This window comes from Streptomyces sp. NPDC048417 (genome assembly GCF_040651615.1).
In the GTDB taxonomy this organism is placed as follows: domain Bacteria; phylum Actinomycetota; class Actinomycetes; order Streptomycetales; family Streptomycetaceae; genus Streptomyces.
On sequence record NZ_JBEZKI010000010.1, the window covers coordinates 200,499 to 215,815 of the forward strand.

General features: G+C 73.3%; 14 protein-coding genes. 2 read left to right on the top strand and 12 right to left on the bottom strand.

Going from position 1 to position 15,317, the window contains the following annotated elements:
• Positions 1-41: 41 nt before the first annotated feature.
• The 9 genes from AB0D59_RS18010 to AB0D59_RS18050 are packed head-to-tail and all read right to left on the bottom strand — an operon-like array spanning position 42 to position 8,805.
• Complete coding sequence (locus AB0D59_RS18010) at positions 42-1,421, bottom strand: FAD-linked oxidase C-terminal domain-containing protein (RefSeq protein WP_362565976.1); 1,380 nt, start codon at positions 1,419-1,421, stop codon at positions 42-44.
• Positions 1,422-1,423: 2 nt separating this feature from the next.
• Positions 1,424-2,533, bottom strand: coding sequence for an acyl-CoA dehydrogenase family protein (locus tag AB0D59_RS18015; RefSeq protein WP_362565828.1), 1,110 nt, complete (start codon positions 2,531-2,533; stop codon positions 1,424-1,426).
• On the bottom strand, positions 2,530-3,531 hold the full coding sequence (locus AB0D59_RS18020) for an ABC transporter substrate-binding protein (protein ID WP_362565830.1): 1,002 nt from the start codon (positions 3,529-3,531) through the stop codon (positions 2,530-2,532). The genes AB0D59_RS18015 and AB0D59_RS18020 overlap by 4 nt, the downstream gene beginning before the upstream one ends.
• A gap of 29 nt (positions 3,532-3,560) precedes the next feature.
• Positions 3,561-4,661 carry an LLM class flavin-dependent oxidoreductase gene (locus AB0D59_RS18025; protein ID WP_362565832.1) on the bottom strand — a complete coding sequence of 367 codons (1,101 nt, stop codon included), beginning with the start codon at positions 4,659-4,661 and terminating at the stop codon, positions 3,561-3,563.
• Between the two features lie 23 nt (positions 4,662-4,684).
• Complete coding sequence (locus AB0D59_RS18030; protein ID WP_362565834.1) at positions 4,685-5,653, bottom strand: ABC transporter substrate-binding protein; 969 nt, start codon at positions 5,651-5,653, stop codon at positions 4,685-4,687.
• Entirely contained in the window at positions 5,650-6,366 is a 717-nt protein-coding gene (locus AB0D59_RS18035) for an ABC transporter ATP-binding protein (protein ID WP_362565835.1), read from the bottom strand. Before AB0D59_RS18035 ends, AB0D59_RS18030 begins: the two co-directional genes overlap by 4 nt.
• A 2-nt stretch (positions 6,367-6,368) precedes the next feature.
• Positions 6,369-7,238, bottom strand: a complete 870-nt coding sequence (locus AB0D59_RS18040; protein ID WP_362565837.1) for an ABC transporter permease — start codon at positions 7,236-7,238, stop codon at positions 6,369-6,371.
• Complete coding sequence (locus AB0D59_RS18045) at positions 7,235-8,113, bottom strand: sulfurtransferase (protein WP_362565839.1); 879 nt, start codon at positions 8,111-8,113, stop codon at positions 7,235-7,237. Before AB0D59_RS18045 ends, AB0D59_RS18040 begins: the two co-directional genes overlap by 4 nt.
• Positions 8,110-8,805 carry a lysophospholipase gene (locus AB0D59_RS18050; RefSeq protein ID WP_362565841.1) on the bottom strand — a complete coding sequence of 232 codons (696 nt, stop codon included), beginning with the start codon at positions 8,803-8,805 and terminating at the stop codon, positions 8,110-8,112. The genes AB0D59_RS18045 and AB0D59_RS18050 overlap by 4 nt, the downstream gene beginning before the upstream one ends.
• Positions 8,806-9,171: 366 nt before the next feature.
• On the opposite strand from AB0D59_RS18050, the gene AB0D59_RS18055 reads away from it, so the two are divergent.
• Positions 9,172-10,062, top strand: a complete 891-nt coding sequence (locus AB0D59_RS18055; RefSeq protein ID WP_362565843.1) for a LysR family transcriptional regulator — start codon at positions 9,172-9,174, stop codon at positions 10,060-10,062.
• Here the strand turns inward: AB0D59_RS18055 and AB0D59_RS18060 are convergent.
• A complete protein-coding gene (locus AB0D59_RS18060; RefSeq protein ID WP_362565845.1) occupies positions 10,046-10,405 on the bottom strand; it encodes a hypothetical protein in 360 nt (119 codons plus the stop codon). The genes AB0D59_RS18055 and AB0D59_RS18060 overlap by 17 nt on opposite strands.
• A 119-nt stretch (positions 10,406-10,524) precedes the next feature.
• A complete protein-coding gene (locus AB0D59_RS18065; RefSeq protein WP_362565847.1) occupies positions 10,525-11,418 on the bottom strand; it encodes a helix-turn-helix transcriptional regulator in 894 nt (297 codons plus the stop codon).
• A 101-nt stretch (positions 11,419-11,519) separates the two neighbouring features.
• On the opposite strand from AB0D59_RS18065, the gene AB0D59_RS18070 reads away from it, so the two are divergent.
• Entirely contained in the window at positions 11,520-12,947 is a 1,428-nt protein-coding gene (locus AB0D59_RS18070; RefSeq protein ID WP_362565849.1) for an MFS transporter, read from the top strand.
• Between the two features lie 7 nt (positions 12,948-12,954).
• On the opposite strand, the gene AB0D59_RS18075 is transcribed toward AB0D59_RS18070, so the two are convergent.
• Positions 12,955-15,216: an ATP-binding SpoIIE family protein phosphatase gene (locus tag AB0D59_RS18075; protein WP_362565851.1), complete on the bottom strand. Its 2,262-nt coding sequence runs from the start codon at positions 15,214-15,216 to the stop codon at positions 12,955-12,957.
• Positions 15,217-15,317 lie beyond the last annotated feature (101 nt).

The window sequence follows — 15,317 nt, forward strand, 5'->3', positions numbered from 1 at the left end:
ATCTCGGCCTCGCCTGACGGCTGAGGCGTGTCCCGGGCGGGTCACAGGCTCTTGCCCGGGTTGAGGATCCCGTACGGGTCGAAGGCGTCCTTCAGGCGCCGTTGCAACGCGTGGGCGGCCGGGCCCAGTTCGTCGGCGACCCACTGTCGCTTGAGGACACCGACCCCGTGTTCGCCGGTGAGGGTGCCGCCCAGACGCAGGGCCAGCGCGAAGATCTCGCCGGCCGCCTCCCAGGCCGCGTCCGGCAGCCGGTCCAGGGCCGGGTCGACCACGATGATCGGGTGCAGGTTGCCGTCCGCCGCGTGCGCGAGGGTGAAGACCGGTACCTCGTGGCGGGCCGAGATCGCGCGGATCTCGCGGGCCGCCTCGGCGAGCCGGGAGCGGGGTACCGCGATGTCCTCGATGAGGGGACGGCCGAGACGCTCCAGTGCGGGGAGTGCCTGGCGGCGGGCGGCGAGCAGCGCGTCCGCCTCGGCCGGGTCGTCGGTCGTCCGCACGCTCGTGGCCAGCGGGGCCAGCACGTCCGCCACCGCTTTCGCCTCGGTGGCCGCCCCGGCGCCGTCGCACTGCACGATCAGCAGGGCGGCCCCACGCTCGCGCAGGGCCGGGTCGACGGCCTCGAGCACCGGTCCGTCGAGCAGTTCCGCGAGGGCCGGGACCACACCTGCCCGGGCGATCGCGTACGACGCCTCGGCCGCCGCCTCGAAGGTGGCGAAGTAGGCGGCCAGTGTCGCCGTGGCGGCGGGCAGGGGCCGCAGCCGGAGCGTCGCCGAGGTGATCACCGCGAGGGTGCCCTCCGAGCCGGTCAGCAGCGCGGTGAGGTCGTAGCCGGTGACGCCCTTGACGGTACGGCGGCCGGTGGCGATCACCGTGCCGTCCGCGAGGACCGCCTCAAGACCGAGCACGCTGTCCCGGGTCACGCCGTACTTCGCGCAGCGCAGCCCGCCCGCGTTGGTGGCGATGTTCCCGCCGATCGTGGACAGTGCCGCGCTCGCCGGGTCGGGCGCGTAGCGCAGTCCGTGCGCGCCCGCCGCGCGGTCCAGCTCCGCCGTGATCACGCCTGGTTCGACGACCGCGAGCTGGTCCTGCGGGGACAGTTCGAGGATGCGGTTCATCCCGGACAGGTCCAGGACCAGCGAACCCTCGCCGGCCGTCGCTCCGCCGGACAGGCCGGTGCCCGCGCCCCGGGCCACCACCGGCACCCGCAGCGCGTGCGCGTGCCGCAGGGTCACCGTCACGTCCTCGGTGCGCCGGGCGTGTACGACGGCCAGCGGCAGCCCCTCGGGGCGGGTGCCGGAGCGGTCGGTGGCGCGCGCGGCCAGGGTGCGGGGGTCGGTGGCCAGCCGGTCGGGCGGCAGGTCGCGGGCGAGCAGGCCGAGCAACCGGGCGGGGGCGGTCGTGGTCGTGGTGGTGTCTGCGATGGTCACGGGTTCAGGGCCTTCGTTCCGATCGCCAGCAGGGAGATGTCCTCCTGGGGTGCGTGCACCGGCGCGCACTGGATGTCGCGGAAGTGCCGCTCCAGGGGGTTGCCGCGCGCCAGCCCGGGGTTGCCGAGCAGGCGTACGGCCAGTTCGACCGCCCGTACCGCGTGCCGGTCGGCCAGCACGCGCGCGCCGAGGGCCTGTTCGGGGGTGTACGACGGCTCGGCCGTGTCGACCCGGGCGGCCCCGTCGAACACCAGCTGTTCGGCGGCCGTGAGCAGGACCTCGATCTCGCCGGCGGTCCTGCGGAAGCGTTCCGTACGGGCCACCGGGTGGCCGAGGTTGGCGGGCACGCGCGTGTGCGCGAAGGTGTGGAAGAAGGACTGCGCCGCCCGGGCCGCGCCCAGGTAGAGCGCCGCGAGAGGCAGGTGCAGGGAGGCGCCCGCGCGGTTGTCCTGCTCGGCGGCGGGGCCGTGCGGGCCGATGCCGATGACGTGCTCGTACGGCACCTCGACGGCGTGGAACGTCACGTCGTGGCTGCCGCTCGCCCGCAGACCCAGCTGGTCCCAGCGGCCGGTGATCTCGATGCCGGATGAGTCGCCCGGCACCAGGAAGGTGCCCACTCTCGGTTCCGGTTCGTCGGTCGTCGCCCACACCAGGAACCAGTCCAGGCCCTCCGCGCCGGTCACGAACCTCTTGGTGCCGCTGATCGACCAGCCGTCCGGGGTGCGGTGAGCACGGGTGGCCGGGAGGCCGCCCCGGGCCGGGGAGCCGAGTTCGGGCTCCACGCGCGCGTGGTTGACGAGAACCGGGCGCTCCCCGGACTCCTTCAGCACGCGCGCGTACAGCTCCTGCGGCCAGTGCGGACGGGCCGCCTGCCGGGCGTGGGTGGCGAGTGTCATCGCGGTGATCAGGGCGACGGACGGGTCGCCCTGTCCGATGGTGTGCAGGATGCGTGCGGTCTGTTCGACACCGGCGCCCTGGCCGCCGTACTGCCGGCCGATCGTCGCGGTCAGCCAGCCCGCCTCGTGGACCAGCTCGAGGGACGAGGCGGGAAACGCGCCGGAACGGTCGTACTCGGCTGCCAGTTCGGCTATGCGGTCGACGGTCACAGGGCCTTCTTCAGGTCGGTGTTGAGGGCGGTGGTCCAGAAGGACTTCACGTCCAGGTGCGCGGAGAGGGCGCCCAGCTCCGTGAAGGCGTCGGCCACCTTCTGCTCGGAGGCGATCGCCGCGTCGTCGACCGTGCGGGCCCGGGTGGGGCGCTGCTTCTGCTGGGCGGCCAGGTCCTGCTCGGCCTGGGCGAGGGGCTGGTGGGTGTTCTGGGCGACGACCTTCGCGAAGTCGGCCTCGCGGCCGTCGCGGACGTAGGCGTACGCCTTGCTGATCCGGGCGATCAGGTCGGCCGCCGCGGCCTTCTGCGCGGAGCTGTCCAGCACGCTGTCGCGGGCCGACCAGAGGAAGTTGCCGGACAGGATGTCCGCGCCGGAGCCGACGGTGGTGGCGCCCTGCTGGTGGGCGGTGATGATCGAGGTGCCGTAGGAGGCGAAGGCGTCGATGGAGCCGCCGTTGAGGGCGGCCAGGCCGTCGTTGGGGAGGAGGGGCTTGGCGTCGATGTCGGACCACTTCAGGCCCGCCTGCTTCAGCAGCTCGTAGAGGAAGTAGTGGGCGGTGGTGTTCTTGACGTAACCGACCTTCTTGCCCTTGAGGCCTGCGATGCCGGTCACCTTCGAGCTCTTGGGGACGACGACCTCCTGGTTGAGGGTCGAACCCCGCTGGACGGCGACGACCTTGAAGTTCGCTCTGCCGTCGGCGGCCGAGAAGACCGGCGGGATCTCGCTGGAGGAGGCGAGGTCCAGGGCTCCGGCACGGACGGCCTGGAGCTGCTGGTCGCCGCCCTGGAACACGCTCCACTTCACTTTGTAGGGGGTGTCGTCGAGGTGGGCGAACTTCAGTACCGCCTCCTCGACCTTCCATCCGGTGGCGCCGACGCGGAGGGTGACGTCGTTCTCGGAGTCGGCCTGTGCGCTGCCGCCGCAGGCCGCGGCGAAGGGCAGCAGGAGGGCGGTGAGCAGGGCGGCGGGCGCGCGCAGGGCGCGGGGCAACAACACGGGGTCTCCATGGGGTACTCGCGGGGGTGTCAGGCAGCGGGGGCGGTGGCGGCGCGGTGGGCCAGTTCCTGGCGGACCAGGGGGAGGACGTGCCGGGCGTAGTCGATGGCGTCGTTGAGCGGGTCGTAGCCGCGGATCGACAGCAGGTCGCAGCCGATGTCGACGTAGTCGAGCAGGGCCTGGGCGACGGTCTCGGGGGTGCCGACGAGGGCGGTGGAGGCGCCGGCCGCGTTGGTGGCGACCGCGGGGGCGGTCCACAGGCAGCGGTCGTGGACCTCGCCGCGCTCGGCGATGTCGAGCAGCCGCTGGGAGCCGACGTTCGCCGGGCGCCCTGTGGTGCGGTAGTGGCGGAGCAGTTCGGTGTTGCGGGCCTGGTCCTTGAGGACGCCGAGGGTGCGGTGCGCCTTCTCCCAGGCGAGTTCCTCGGTGGGTGCGATGATCGGGCGGAACGACACCCAGATCCGGGGGTGCGGGCGGCCGGCCGCGTCGGCGACCGCGTTGACGGCGGCGATCTGCTCGGCCGTCTCCTTCAGCGGCTCGCCCCACAGCCCGAAGATGTCGCCCTGCTGCCCGCCGACCCGGTAGGCGTCCTGGGAGGAGCCGCCGACGGAGATCGGAACCAGGCCGTGCACCGGCTTCACGTCGGAGTGGTAGCCCTCGAAGGTGAAGTACTTGCCGTGGTGCGAGACCGGGCCGTCGGCCTGCCAGACCTTCCTGAGGATCTGGATGTACTCGTCCGAACGCTCGTACCGCTCGGTCTTGTTGAGGTAGTCGCCCTCGCGGTGCTGCTCCTCGTCACTGCCGCCGGAGATGATGTGGAGCGTGAGCCGGCCGTCGCTGATCCGGTCCAGGGTGGCCAGGGCGCGGGCCGCGTGGGTCGGGAAGATCACGCCGGGGCGGTGGGCGAGGATCGGGCGGACGCGTTCGGTGTGGGTGGCGACGAACTGGGCGACCTGGAAGGCGTCCGGGGAGGCCGAGTGGTAGGCGACCAGGGTGTGGTCGAAGCCGCCGTCGTCCAGGGCGCGGGCGTACCTGCGCAGGTGGTCGACGTCGAGGCCGGTACGGCTGGCGGCGGCGGGCCCGGAGGCTCCGGAGTCGGTGTGGACGGCGCTGATGAACTCGACGGGCATGGTGGACTCCTGTGTCGTAACAGTCACTTGAGGAGAGAGGTGTCGGCGGACTTCGCCACGTCGACGTTCGGGTCGAGGACGCCGATGCCGTTCATGAGGTCGGCGACGCCCTGCACGGTCGTGTTCACGTCGGAGGTGACCGGCAGGACCTGGCTGTACGCGGCGGAGGCGAGGGTCCTGGCGACGGACGCGTCGGCGCCGTTGCGCTGCTCGATGGCCTTCGCGTACGCGTCCTGGTGCGTGCTGGTCCATTTCAGGGCCGTACCGAGCCGCTTGAGGAAGTCGGACAGCGCGGCCTTCTTCGAGGTGTCGGCGAGTGCCTTGTCCGAGGCGTTGACGAAGCCGACGCCGCTGACCCGGCCGTCCGCCCCGTCGACGAGCAGCCTGCCGCCCTGCTCCAGGCCGACGGCCTGGTAGACACCGAAGGTGGCCCAGATCTTGACCTTCCCGGAGGCGAAGGCGGCCTGCGCGTCGGTCGGCAGCAGGTACTGCACCTGGACGTCCTTGTAGCTGAGCCCGTTCTGCTTGAGGACGTTGGCCAGCAGGTACTCCGAGACGCTGCCCCTGGCCGAGGAGACGACCACCTTCTGGCCCTTGAGGTCCTTGACGCTGTCGATGCCGGAGTCCTTGCGGACGACGATGCCGACGTGCGTGCCGTCGTTCTTGAGGGCGGCGACGTTCTTGATCTTCACCCCGCCGCTGAGCGCCTGCAGGGCGGGCAGGTCGGCGGAGTACCCGGTGTCGGCGGCGCCCGCCTGCACGGCCTGGTAGAGCGGGGCCGCGCCCTCGAACTCGGCCCACTTCACCTTGTACTTGGCGCCCTTGAGGACGTCGGAGGCGGCGACGATGGTCTGGAGGGTCTTGGCCTGGTCGCCGATGGTGAGGGTGACCTGCCGGCCGGCGGAGGTGTCCGCCGAGGAGTCGGCGCCGCAGGCGCTCAGCGCCAGCAGGGCGGTCATGCTCAGGGTGGCGGCGGCGATTCTGCGGATCACGACGGGGTTCCTTCCAGGGTGCGGGTCACGCCGAGCCAGGTCAGCAGGCGGGCGCGCAGGGTCACGAACTCGGGGGTGGTCAGGTCGCGGGGGCGGGGCAGGTCGACGGTGAGTTCGTGGGCGATCCGGCCGTCGTCCATGACCAGCACCCGGTCGGCGAGCAGCAGGGCCTCCTCCACGTCATGGGTGACCAGCAGGACCGCGCAGCCGTGCGACTGCCAGAGCTCGGCGACGAGCTGCTGGACCTTGCCCCGGGTGAGGGCGTCGAGGGCGCCGAACGGCTCGTCCAGGAGCAGCAGTTCGGGCTCCCGGACCAGGGCACGGGCCAGCGAGACGCGCTGGGCCTGGCCGCCGGAGAGGGTCTTCGGCCACACCCCGGCGCGGTCGGCGATGCCCACCTCGTCCAGTGCCTTCGCGGCGAGCGCCCGGTCGGGGCGGCCCGGCAGGCCGAGGACGACGTTGCGCCACACCTTCAGCCAGGGCAGCAGCCGCGGCGACTGGAACGCGGCACTGCGCCGCACGGGCACGGTCACCTCGCCGCCGATCTCTTCGTCGAGGCCGGCGAGGATCCGCAGCAGCGTCGACTTGCCGCAGCCGCTGTGCCCGAGCAGGGCCACGAACTCGCCCTGCTGGATGTCGAGATCGAGGTCGTGCAGGACCGTGTTGCCGTCGAAGGCCCGCGAAAGCCCTCTGATCTCCACGCTGTTGCTCATCGTCACGCCTCGCCCTCGAAGTTGGCCCGCCAGGTCAGCAGCCGGCGCGACAGGATCCGTACGGCGAAGTCGCAGACCAGCCCGAGCAGGGCGTAGACGACGAGGCACAGCACGATCACGTCCGTGCGGAAGTACTGCTGGGCGTTGCTCATCAGATAGCCGAGGCCCGCGTCCGCGTTGATCTGTTCGGCGAAGACCAGCGCCAGCCAGGCCGTCGACAGGGCGTACCGGAGCCCCACGAGGGCGCCGGGCAGGGCGCTCGGCAGGATCACGTACGTGATGAGGCCGAGCCGTCCGAGGCCCATCATGCGGGCGGCCTCGACGAGTTGGGCGTCGGTGGAGCGGATGCCGCCGTAGATGTTGAAGTACAGGGGGTAGGTCACGCCGAGTGCGACCAGGGCGATCTTCGGGGTCTCCTCGATGCCGAACCAGACGATGAACAGCGGGATCAGACCCACCCACGGGATCGCCCGGAACATGCCCATCGAGGAGTCGATGACGTCCTCGCCGAGCCGGAACAGCCCGGCCAGGAGGGAGAGGACGAGGGCGACCGTGGCGCCGATGAGGAAGCCGATGGCGGCCCGGCGGCCCGACGCGGCGATGGCTCGGGGCAGTTCGCCGTCCTTGGTCAGGTCGACGGCCTGCTTGATCACGTCGACCGGTGAGGCGAGCACGGACTCCGGGAGGACGCCGGTGGCCGAGGCCAGGAACCAGAGCAGGACCAGGCCGACCGGTCCGGCGGCGCGGCGCACGGAACGGGGCACGCCCGTGCGGCGGCCGCCCGGTTTGGCGGTGCCGCGGATCGTGACGCGCCCGGCCGCAGGGGCCGCCTGCTCGGCGGGCGGCGCGGCACGCAGCGATTCGGTCGTCATGAGGAGCCCCTCAGAACGGAGACCGGCCCGGACGGCAGCGGTCCGGTCGCGGCCGGGCGGTCCGGGTCGGCGGACCAGGCGGACCAGGAGCCGGGGAACAGGACCGCCTCGAACCCGGCGATCTCCAGCGCGGCGATCTGGTGGGCGGCGGTGACCCCGGAGCCGCAGTAGACGCCGATGCGCGTGGCCGCCCCCGCGCCCGCCTTCTCGAACCGCTCGCGCAGCGCGCCGGCCGGCCGGAAGGTGCCGTCGGCCGCGAGGTTCTCGCCGGTCGGCGCGGACACCGCGCCCGGGATGTGCCCCGCCCTCGGGTCCACCGGCTCCATCTCGCCCCGGTACCGCTCACCGGCACGCCCGTCCAGCAGCAGCCCGGTGGCGGCGAGTTCGGCGGCACCGTCGGCGTCCGTCACGGGCAGCGCACCGGCCCGGAGTACGACGTCTCCGGTCGCCGGAGCGGCGGGGATCCCGGTCTCCAGCGGCAGTCCGGCCGCCCGCCAGGCGCCCAGAGCCCCGTCGAGGAGCGTGACGTCGGCGATCCCCGCGTACCGCAGCAGCCACCAGGCCCGTGCGGCCGCCGTGTTGCCCAGGTCGTCGTGGACCACGACGGGCCGGCCCTGCCGGACACCCCAGCGTCGTGCCGCCGCCTGCAACGCGGCGAGGTCGGGCAGCGGGTGCCGGCCGCCCTGCGGCGAAGGCGGCGCGGCCAGCTCGGTGTCGAGGTCGACGTACACCGCGCCCGGGATGTGGCCCTCGGCGTAGTGGTCGCGGCCGTGCGGGTCGCCCAGCGCCCAGCGGACGTCCAGCACGGCGGGTGGCCGGCCGGAGTCGAGCAGCTCGCGCAGTTCGGCGACGGTGGTCGTGACCGGGCGGCTCACGCGAGGCCCTCCGCGATCAGGGGCAGCTCGGGCGAGAGCCGCAGCCGTTCCAGGAACAGCACGACGGTGGCGGCGGCCGTGCGGTGCAGGGCGTCGTTGAGGACGTCGTGGCGGCCGCCGGCGAACTCCACCAGGTGCGCCGGGGAACCTGCGTAGGCCGCGCGGGCCGCCGCCAGGGGGCTGACCACGTCGTCCTTGCCGTGCAGGGCCAGCACCGGCACCCGTACCCGGTCCCAGGGCAGGTCAAAAAGGTCGGGGGTCTCGTCCAGGGCCCCGCGCCGGACGGCGGGATCACCGGTCAGCCGGCCCTGGTGGGTGGGGCAGCCGGTGCGCGCCTCGATCTCCGTCTCCCAGCCGCCCGCCGTCCAGGGCCCGGTGGGCAGTCCGGCCAGGATCAGGGCGTCGACGCCGGGGGCCGGTTCGGCGGCCAGCTGTACGGCGTACCGGGCGCCGGTGTCCGAGCCGACCAGCACCTTGGGGCCGGGCAGTGACTCGTCGGCGAGCAGTTTGGCGGCCTCGTCGAGGACCGCCGGATCGGCGACCGGGTCGCCGAGGGCGCGGACACGGTAGGCGTCGAAGGCGAGCCGGCGGCCGAACCGCTCGTACACACCGCCGTGTTCGCCGCGGCCGGCCAGCACGATCAGCGTGCCGCGTGCGGCGAGGCCTTCGGGTTCGTCCCAGGAGAAGGGCATGAGGGGGCAACTCCCGTTCCGGAGCAGGGGAAAAGAAGGGGAAAAGAAGGGGCAGAGAAGGGGCAGAGAAGGGGCAGAAAGGGCAAGGGAGGGGAAGAGAGGCGGCCGTCACCGGCGCGTGTCAGCCACGCGGCAGACTTGGTGGGGGCAGCGGGAAGACGCGCGTACGCGCGGGTGATTCAGCGACAGCGGGCGCTGCACGCCACGCCGAAGTCGATGACTCGGCGCTGCGTCAGAAGGGCAGCCGTGGCGGTCGCGTACATGCGTCCATCATGACCGGCGGCGACCGGACGCGTCCAACGATGATTCCGCATCGAAACCGATCAGGGATCGCGATCGGTTGGGTGACCAGCTACCGTCACCGGTATGTCCCGCCCCGTCCTTGACATCGTGGCCCTGCGCAGCCTGACCGCGGTGGCCGACTGCGGCGGCTTCCACCGTGCCGCCCGCGCGCTCGCCCTCAGCCAGTCGGCGGTGAGCCAGCATGTGCGCAGACTGGAGAAGACGCTGGGGCACCCGGTGGTCGAACGCGAGGGGCGCGGCACCCGTTTCACGCCCGCGGGGCGCCTGCTGCTGGAACAGGCCCGGCGGATCCTCGCCGTCCACGACGAGGCCGTGCGCGTGCTGCTCGACACGGACGGCGACACCGTCACCATCGGCTCCACCGAGCACGCGGCCGACCAGTTCCTGCCGCGCCTGACCGCCGCCGTCCAGGAGGTGCGGCCCGGCTGCCGGGTCCGCTACCGCATCGACCGCTCCGCGCGGCTGGTGGAGGCGGTCGAGCGGGGCAGTGTCGACGTGGCGGTGTACGTCACCGAGGCCGCCGCCACCGAGGGCACGCCCGTCGGCGGACTCCCGCTCTCCTGGCACGCCACCCCCGGCTGGCAGCGGCCCGACGCACCCTCCCCCGTCCCGCTGGTCGCCATCGAGGAGCCCTGTGCCATCCGCCACCGGGCCATCGCCACCCTCGCCGCACACGGCGTCTCCGCCACGGTCGTCGGCGACGCCGGCTATCTCGCGGGCGTCCTCGACATCGCCCGCACCGGCCAGGGCGTCGCGCTCATCGCCGCGGTCGGCGCGGCCCCGGACGGCCTGACCCGGTACGGCGGCCTGCCCGCCGTCACCCCCATCCCGATGAGCGCCCTCGCCCGCCCCGGCGCCGACCCCATGACCGTACGGGCCGCGTTCGCCGCCGCACGCGACCTGCTCGGCGGAGGCGGGCCGGATACGGCCCCGGGTGTCACGGGGAGTGGATAGCGCGGCGGTGCCGGGCGAGGACGGCCTCGCGCAGGGCGCCCAGGGCCAGGGCCTGGAGCAGCGCCGATACGACGATCATGCCGACGAAGAACCAGTTCGGGGCGTCCGTGCCCCAGGCCGTCCTGCCGAGCGCCGAGACGAGCGGGAAGGCGGGGAAGGTGACCAGGGGCGCCCACAGCCAGGCGTAGTCCGTACCGGGGCCCGCCCCCTGGAGGGAGCCGACGGTGTCCTTGGCGATGACCACGGCGACCAGGCCGAGGTAGGCCGCCGAGAGGCGGTTGGCGCACATCAGGCGGACCAGTCGGGCCAGTCGGACCAGGGTGCGGGCAGGGCCGGATTCCATCGTCGTCTCCCCCGGGGGCCGGTCGTCGTTTCCTCTCCCCTCCTGCATGGTCGGGGCAGGACGGTCCCCCGGTCCTGAGTATCCGTACTCAGTTGACCGAACGAATTCCCGTAATCCGGTCAGGAGTTCGCCGCCAGCGCCAGCCCGTACAGCTTCTCCAGGCGCTCCCGCGACTCCTCGTCCGCCGGGACGTACGCGACCATCCGCGCCCCGGACCCCGGGTTCAGCCACAGGTCCGTGTGGTCCATGGTGAGAAGCCCGACGTGCTGGTTGAGGAACTGTTTGGTCCTGGTGTTGGGCAGGCCCATCACCTCGTACCGCTCCCAGTTCTCGCAGAACTCGGGGGACTCGGCCGTCAACCGCTTGACCAGCATCTTCCAGGCCGGCTCGGCGAGGTGGCCGGCCATGGCGGCGCGGAGCTTCGCGGCCATCAGACGGCGGGTCTCCTCCAGGTGCACGACAGAGCGGCGCCAGTCCGGGTTGGTGTAGACGAGGACGATGCAGTTGCGGTCCTCGGGCGGGATCGCGTCGAGGTCGCACATCAGGCGGGCGTAGGTGCGGTTGTAGGCGAGGATGTCGTAACGGCTGTTCTGGATGCAGGCCGGGATGGGCTCAAGCGCGTGCAGCATCTCCTGCAGCGCCGGGGTGACGCCCGTACAGCTCGCGGCCGGGGTCGGGTCGACGGCGGCGGCCAGCTGGAAGAGGTGGGCGCGCTCGCTCGCGTCGAGCAGGAGGGTGCGGGCGAGGGCGTCCAGGACCTGGACGGAGACCTGGATGTCCCGGGCCTGTTCGAGCCAGGTGTACCAGGTGACGCCGACCGCGGAGAGCTGCGCGACCTCCTCGCGGCGCAGGCCTGGTGTGCGCCGGCGGGTACCGTGCGGCAGGCCCACCTGTTCCGGGGCGATCCGCTCGCGGCGGCTGCGCAGGAACGCGGCCAGTTCGCTGCGCCGGATGCCCGCACTCCGTACCACCGGGGCCACCGGGGCCGCCGTCTCGTGCGCCATGGTCGTCATGCCTCCAGCCTGCCGCGGACCGCATCCTGTTTCCAGGTACTTCTTCTACCAGGATAAGAAGACTCTGGTACCAGTCTGAGTGACACAGCAGGCTCAGGACCATGACCGAAACCGTCACCACTCCGGCCGTACGGTCCCCGTCCGCGCCACCCGCGCTCGGCGGCCTTGGACTGTTCACCGTCCTGCTGGCCGCGGCCCTGCCCCTCGTCGACTTCTTCATCGTCAACGTCGCCCTGCCCACCATCGGCACCGATCTGCACGCCGGCGAGGCGGTCCTGGAACTCGTCGTCGCCGGATACGGCGTCGCCTACGCCGTGCTGCTCGTGCTCGGCGGCCGGCTCGGCGACCTGTTCGGGCGCCGCCGGCTCTTCCTCGCCGGCATGGCCGCCTTCGGCCTGACCTCGCTGGCCTGCGGGCTCGCGCCCGGCGCCTGGTCGCTGGTGGCCGCCCGGGTCGTCCAGGGCGCCGCGGCCGCCGCGATGCTCCCGCAGGTCCTCGCCACCATCCAGGCCGCCACCAGCGGCGGCCGCCGGGCCAAGGCCATGAGCCTGTACGGCGCCACCGCCGGCCTCTCGATGGTCGCCGGGCAGATACTCGGCGGGGTGCTGGTCGCCGCCGACATCGCGGGCACCGGCTGGCGCGCCGTGTTCCTCGTCAACGTGCCGGTCGTGGTCGCCGGGCTGGTGCTCGGCGCGCGGTTCGTGCCGGAGACACGGTCGCAGAAGCCCGAACCCGTCGACGGACCCGGCACCGTCCTGCTCGCCCTCTCCCTGCTCACCCTCCTCGCCCCGCTCACCGAGGGCCGGGCGGCGGGCTGGCCGCTGTGGACCTGGCTGTCGCTGGCCGCGTTCCCGGGGGTGGCCTCCGCGTTCTACGCCGTGGAGCGCCGCGCCGACCGGGCCGGCCGTACGCCGCTGGTCCCGCCGAGCCTGTTCGCACTCGCCTCGCTGCGCCGCGGGCTGGTGATGATGGTGCCGTTCTCCATCGGCTTCAGCGGGTTCATGTTCGTGATCGCCGTGGCCCTGCAGAGCGGGGAACACCTGGACCCGGTCCCGGCGGGGCTGGCGCTCGCGCCGATGGCCGTCGCCTTCCTGTTCGTGTCGCTGGCCGGGCCACGGCTGATCGCCCGGTACGGCAGCCGGGTGGTGACGGCGGGCTCGGTGATCCAGGGGATCGGCATCGCCCTCATCACGCTGGCCGCCTGGCGGGACTGGCCGCACCTGGACTTCGCCGGGCTGCTCCCCGGGGTCGCGGTCGCCGGGGCCGGTCAGGCCCTCCAACTCCCCAACGTGCTACGGCTGGTGATGTCGGAGGTGCCGGCCGCGCGGGCCGGCGTCGGCAGCGGGGTGATGGTCACCACCCAGCAGTCCGCCCTGGCCCTGGGCGTGGCCACCCTGGGGACCCTGTTCCTCTCCCTGGTCCCGCACCAGGGCGCCCGGGACGCCCTGGTCATCACGCTGCTGGTGCAGCTGGGCCTGGTGGTGCTGACCGGACTGCTCAGCCTGCGGCTGCCGCGGACGGTCGGCTGAGCGGACCTCAGCCCGCGGGACCGCCCAGTTCGAACCACACGTTCTTGCCGGTCCCCAGCCGGGTGGTGCCCCAGCGCCGGGCCAGCCGGTTCACCAGGAACAGTCCCCGCCCGTGCTCCTCCTCGGGCGACGCACGGCGCAGCCTGGGCAGTTGCGGCACGTCGTCGCCGACCTCGCAGCGCAGCACCTCGGTGCGCAGCAGCCGCAGGCTGATCGGGCGGGAGGCGTGCCGTACGGCGTTGGTGACGATCTCGCTGACCAACAGCTCGGCGGTGTCGGTGAGTTCCTCCAGGCCCCAGTCGGCCAGGGCCTGCCGGGTCAGCCGGCGGGCCCGGCCGGGGCTGCCGACCTCCGGATCGAAGGTCCAGTAGGCCACGTCGCTCGGCGCGATGCCGTCGAAGCGGGCGGCGAGCAGCGCGATGTCGTCGTCCCGGTCGCCCGGCCCGAGCATGTCGAGGACCTCGTCGCACAGCGCCTCCAGCGGGGGCGGCCGGTCGGGGCCGGTCAACTGGGCGGTGGCGGCGAGCCGTTCGCGCAGCTGCTCGATGCCGGTCCACACGTCACGCAGCCGGGACTCGACCAGGCCGTCGGTGTACAGGAGCAGGGTCGCCCCGGCGGGGGCGTCCAGCTCGACCGCCTCGAAGTCGATGCCGCCGACGCCGATCGGGGCGCCGGGCGGCACCGCGAGGACCTCCGTCTTGCCGCCGGGGTGCAGCAGGATCGGCGGCGGATGGCCGGCGTTGGCGACGGTCATGCGGTGCGAGACCGGGTCGTAGACGACGTACAGGCAGGTCGCCATCCGGTCGGTGCCCAGCCGCTGGGCCTGCTCGTCGAGGTGGTGGAGCACCTCCTGCGGGGGCAGGTCGAGGCCGGCCAGGGTGAGCGCGGTGGTGCGCAGCTGGCCCATGACGGCGGCCGAGGTCATGGAGTGCCCCATGACGTCGCCGACGACGAGGGCCACCCGGCTGCCGGGCAGCGGGATCGCGTCGTACCAGTCGCCGCCGACACGCGCGGTCTCGGCGGCGGGGAGATAGCGGACGGCCAGCCGGACGCCGGTGGGCCGGGGCAGGGAATGCGGCAGCATCGCGCGCTGCAGCCGGTCGGCGATGAAGGCCTCGCGGCTGTACAGCACCGCCTTGTCGACGCCGAGCGCGGTGTGGGTGGCCAGCTGGGCGGCGACCAGGAGGTCGGCGGGCTCGAACGCCGGGCGTTCCGGGCGGCGCAGGAAGACCACCGCGCCGGTGACCCGGCGGCGGCCGCGCAGCGGGGCGAGGATCGCGTGCGTACCGGCCCAGCCGTTCAACGCGCTGTCCTCGCCGACGAGTTCGCTCAGCGCGACCCGGGTGGCCGGGTCGTCGGCGAACACCGGCCGGACCCCGCGCAGCACCTCGGCGAGCGCGCCGCCGGGCACCACCTCGCTCCAGTCGGCCGCGTCCAGGTCGCCCTGCTCGTCGTTCACGGTCTCCGCGGGCCAGACCAGGCCCTCGGCTCCGGGGCCCTTGATCCGGTCGGTGCGGCGCAGCCGCAGCACGGCGGGGCCGGCGGGGCGTTCGTCGCCGACCGGCAGCGGGTCGCGCAGATAGACGAGGGCCGCGTCCGAGTAGGTCGGTACGGCGGCCCGGCACAGGCCGAGCACGATCTCGTCGGTGTCGAAGCCGCGGGCGATCCGGCGGGTGGCGGCGCCGACGTAGCGCAGCCGGTCCTCGTCCGGGGCCTTGGGCATGGCGGCGGGCCGGGCCTGCGGGGCGCCGGTGTCCTCGCTCACGCCGAGCGCGGCCTGTGCGGCCAGCGCGTCGGCCAGGGCGATGTCGTCCACCACGAAGTCCTCCCGGTCGATGCGCCGCAGGAACACCGCCACGCCCACGACGGCGTCGGGCGCGCGCAGCGGGGCGAGCAGGACCCTGTTCCCCTGCGGGAGGCGGGAAGCGGTCCCCAGCAGCTCACGGAGTGCCTCCTCGACGTCGTCCGGACCTCTGCCGCGCGCCGCGCCGCACCGCAGGAACCCGGCCAGCACGCCGTCGGACGGCACGGGAGCGACGGCCGGGGGCGTGCCGCCCATCAGACCGCCGAGTTCGGCCGACACTCCGTCCAGCCGCAGGCGCAACGGGCCGTCCGGGTCCCGCCGTTGCTCGGCGAGGTAGACGAACACTCCGTCCGCCAGGTCCGGGACGGTCGACAGGCACAGCTCCCTGACGACCTGGGCCGCGCCCTCGGCGCGAGCGATCCGGCGGCCGGAGACGGCCAGGAAACGTTGAGGATCCGGCAGCATCGCCTCTCCGTGCCGGTGGCCGCTTCAGCTAAGGTCGCTCTCATCTTGAGCCTTGGTCAATGCCGTGTCCAGGGTTTCCGCCGGTACACCAAGTCGGGCTC

Excerpts from the sequence above, each read along its gene's own strand:
- AB0D59_RS18025 (WP_362565832.1), bottom strand. The coding sequence starts at position 4,661 with ATGCCCGTCGAGTTCATCAGCGCCGTCCACACCGACTCCGGAGCCTCC.
- AB0D59_RS18035 (WP_362565835.1), bottom strand. The coding sequence starts at position 6,366 with ATGAGCAACAGCGTGGAGATCAGAGGGCTTTCGCGGGCCTTCGACGGC.
- AB0D59_RS18040 (WP_362565837.1), bottom strand. The coding sequence starts at position 7,238 with ATGACGACCGAATCGCTGCGTGCCGCGCCGCCCGCCGAGCAGGCGGCC.
- AB0D59_RS18050 (WP_362565841.1), bottom strand. The coding sequence starts at position 8,805 with ATGCCCTTCTCCTGGGACGAACCCGAAGGCCTCGCCGCACGCGGCACG.
- AB0D59_RS18055 (WP_362565843.1), top strand. The coding sequence starts at position 9,172 with ATGTCCCGCCCCGTCCTTGACATCGTGGCCCTGCGCAGCCTGACCGCG.
- AB0D59_RS18060 (WP_362565845.1), bottom strand. The coding sequence starts at position 10,405 with ATGGAATCCGGCCCTGCCCGCACCCTGGTCCGACTGGCCCGACTGGTC.
- AB0D59_RS18065 (WP_362565847.1), bottom strand. The coding sequence starts at position 11,418 with ATGACGACCATGGCGCACGAGACGGCGGCCCCGGTGGCCCCGGTGGTA.
- AB0D59_RS18070 (WP_362565849.1), top strand. The coding sequence starts at position 11,520 with ATGACCGAAACCGTCACCACTCCGGCCGTACGGTCCCCGTCCGCGCCA.
- AB0D59_RS18075 (WP_362565851.1), bottom strand. The coding sequence starts at position 15,216 with ATGCTGCCGGATCCTCAACGTTTCCTGGCCGTCTCCGGCCGCCGGATC.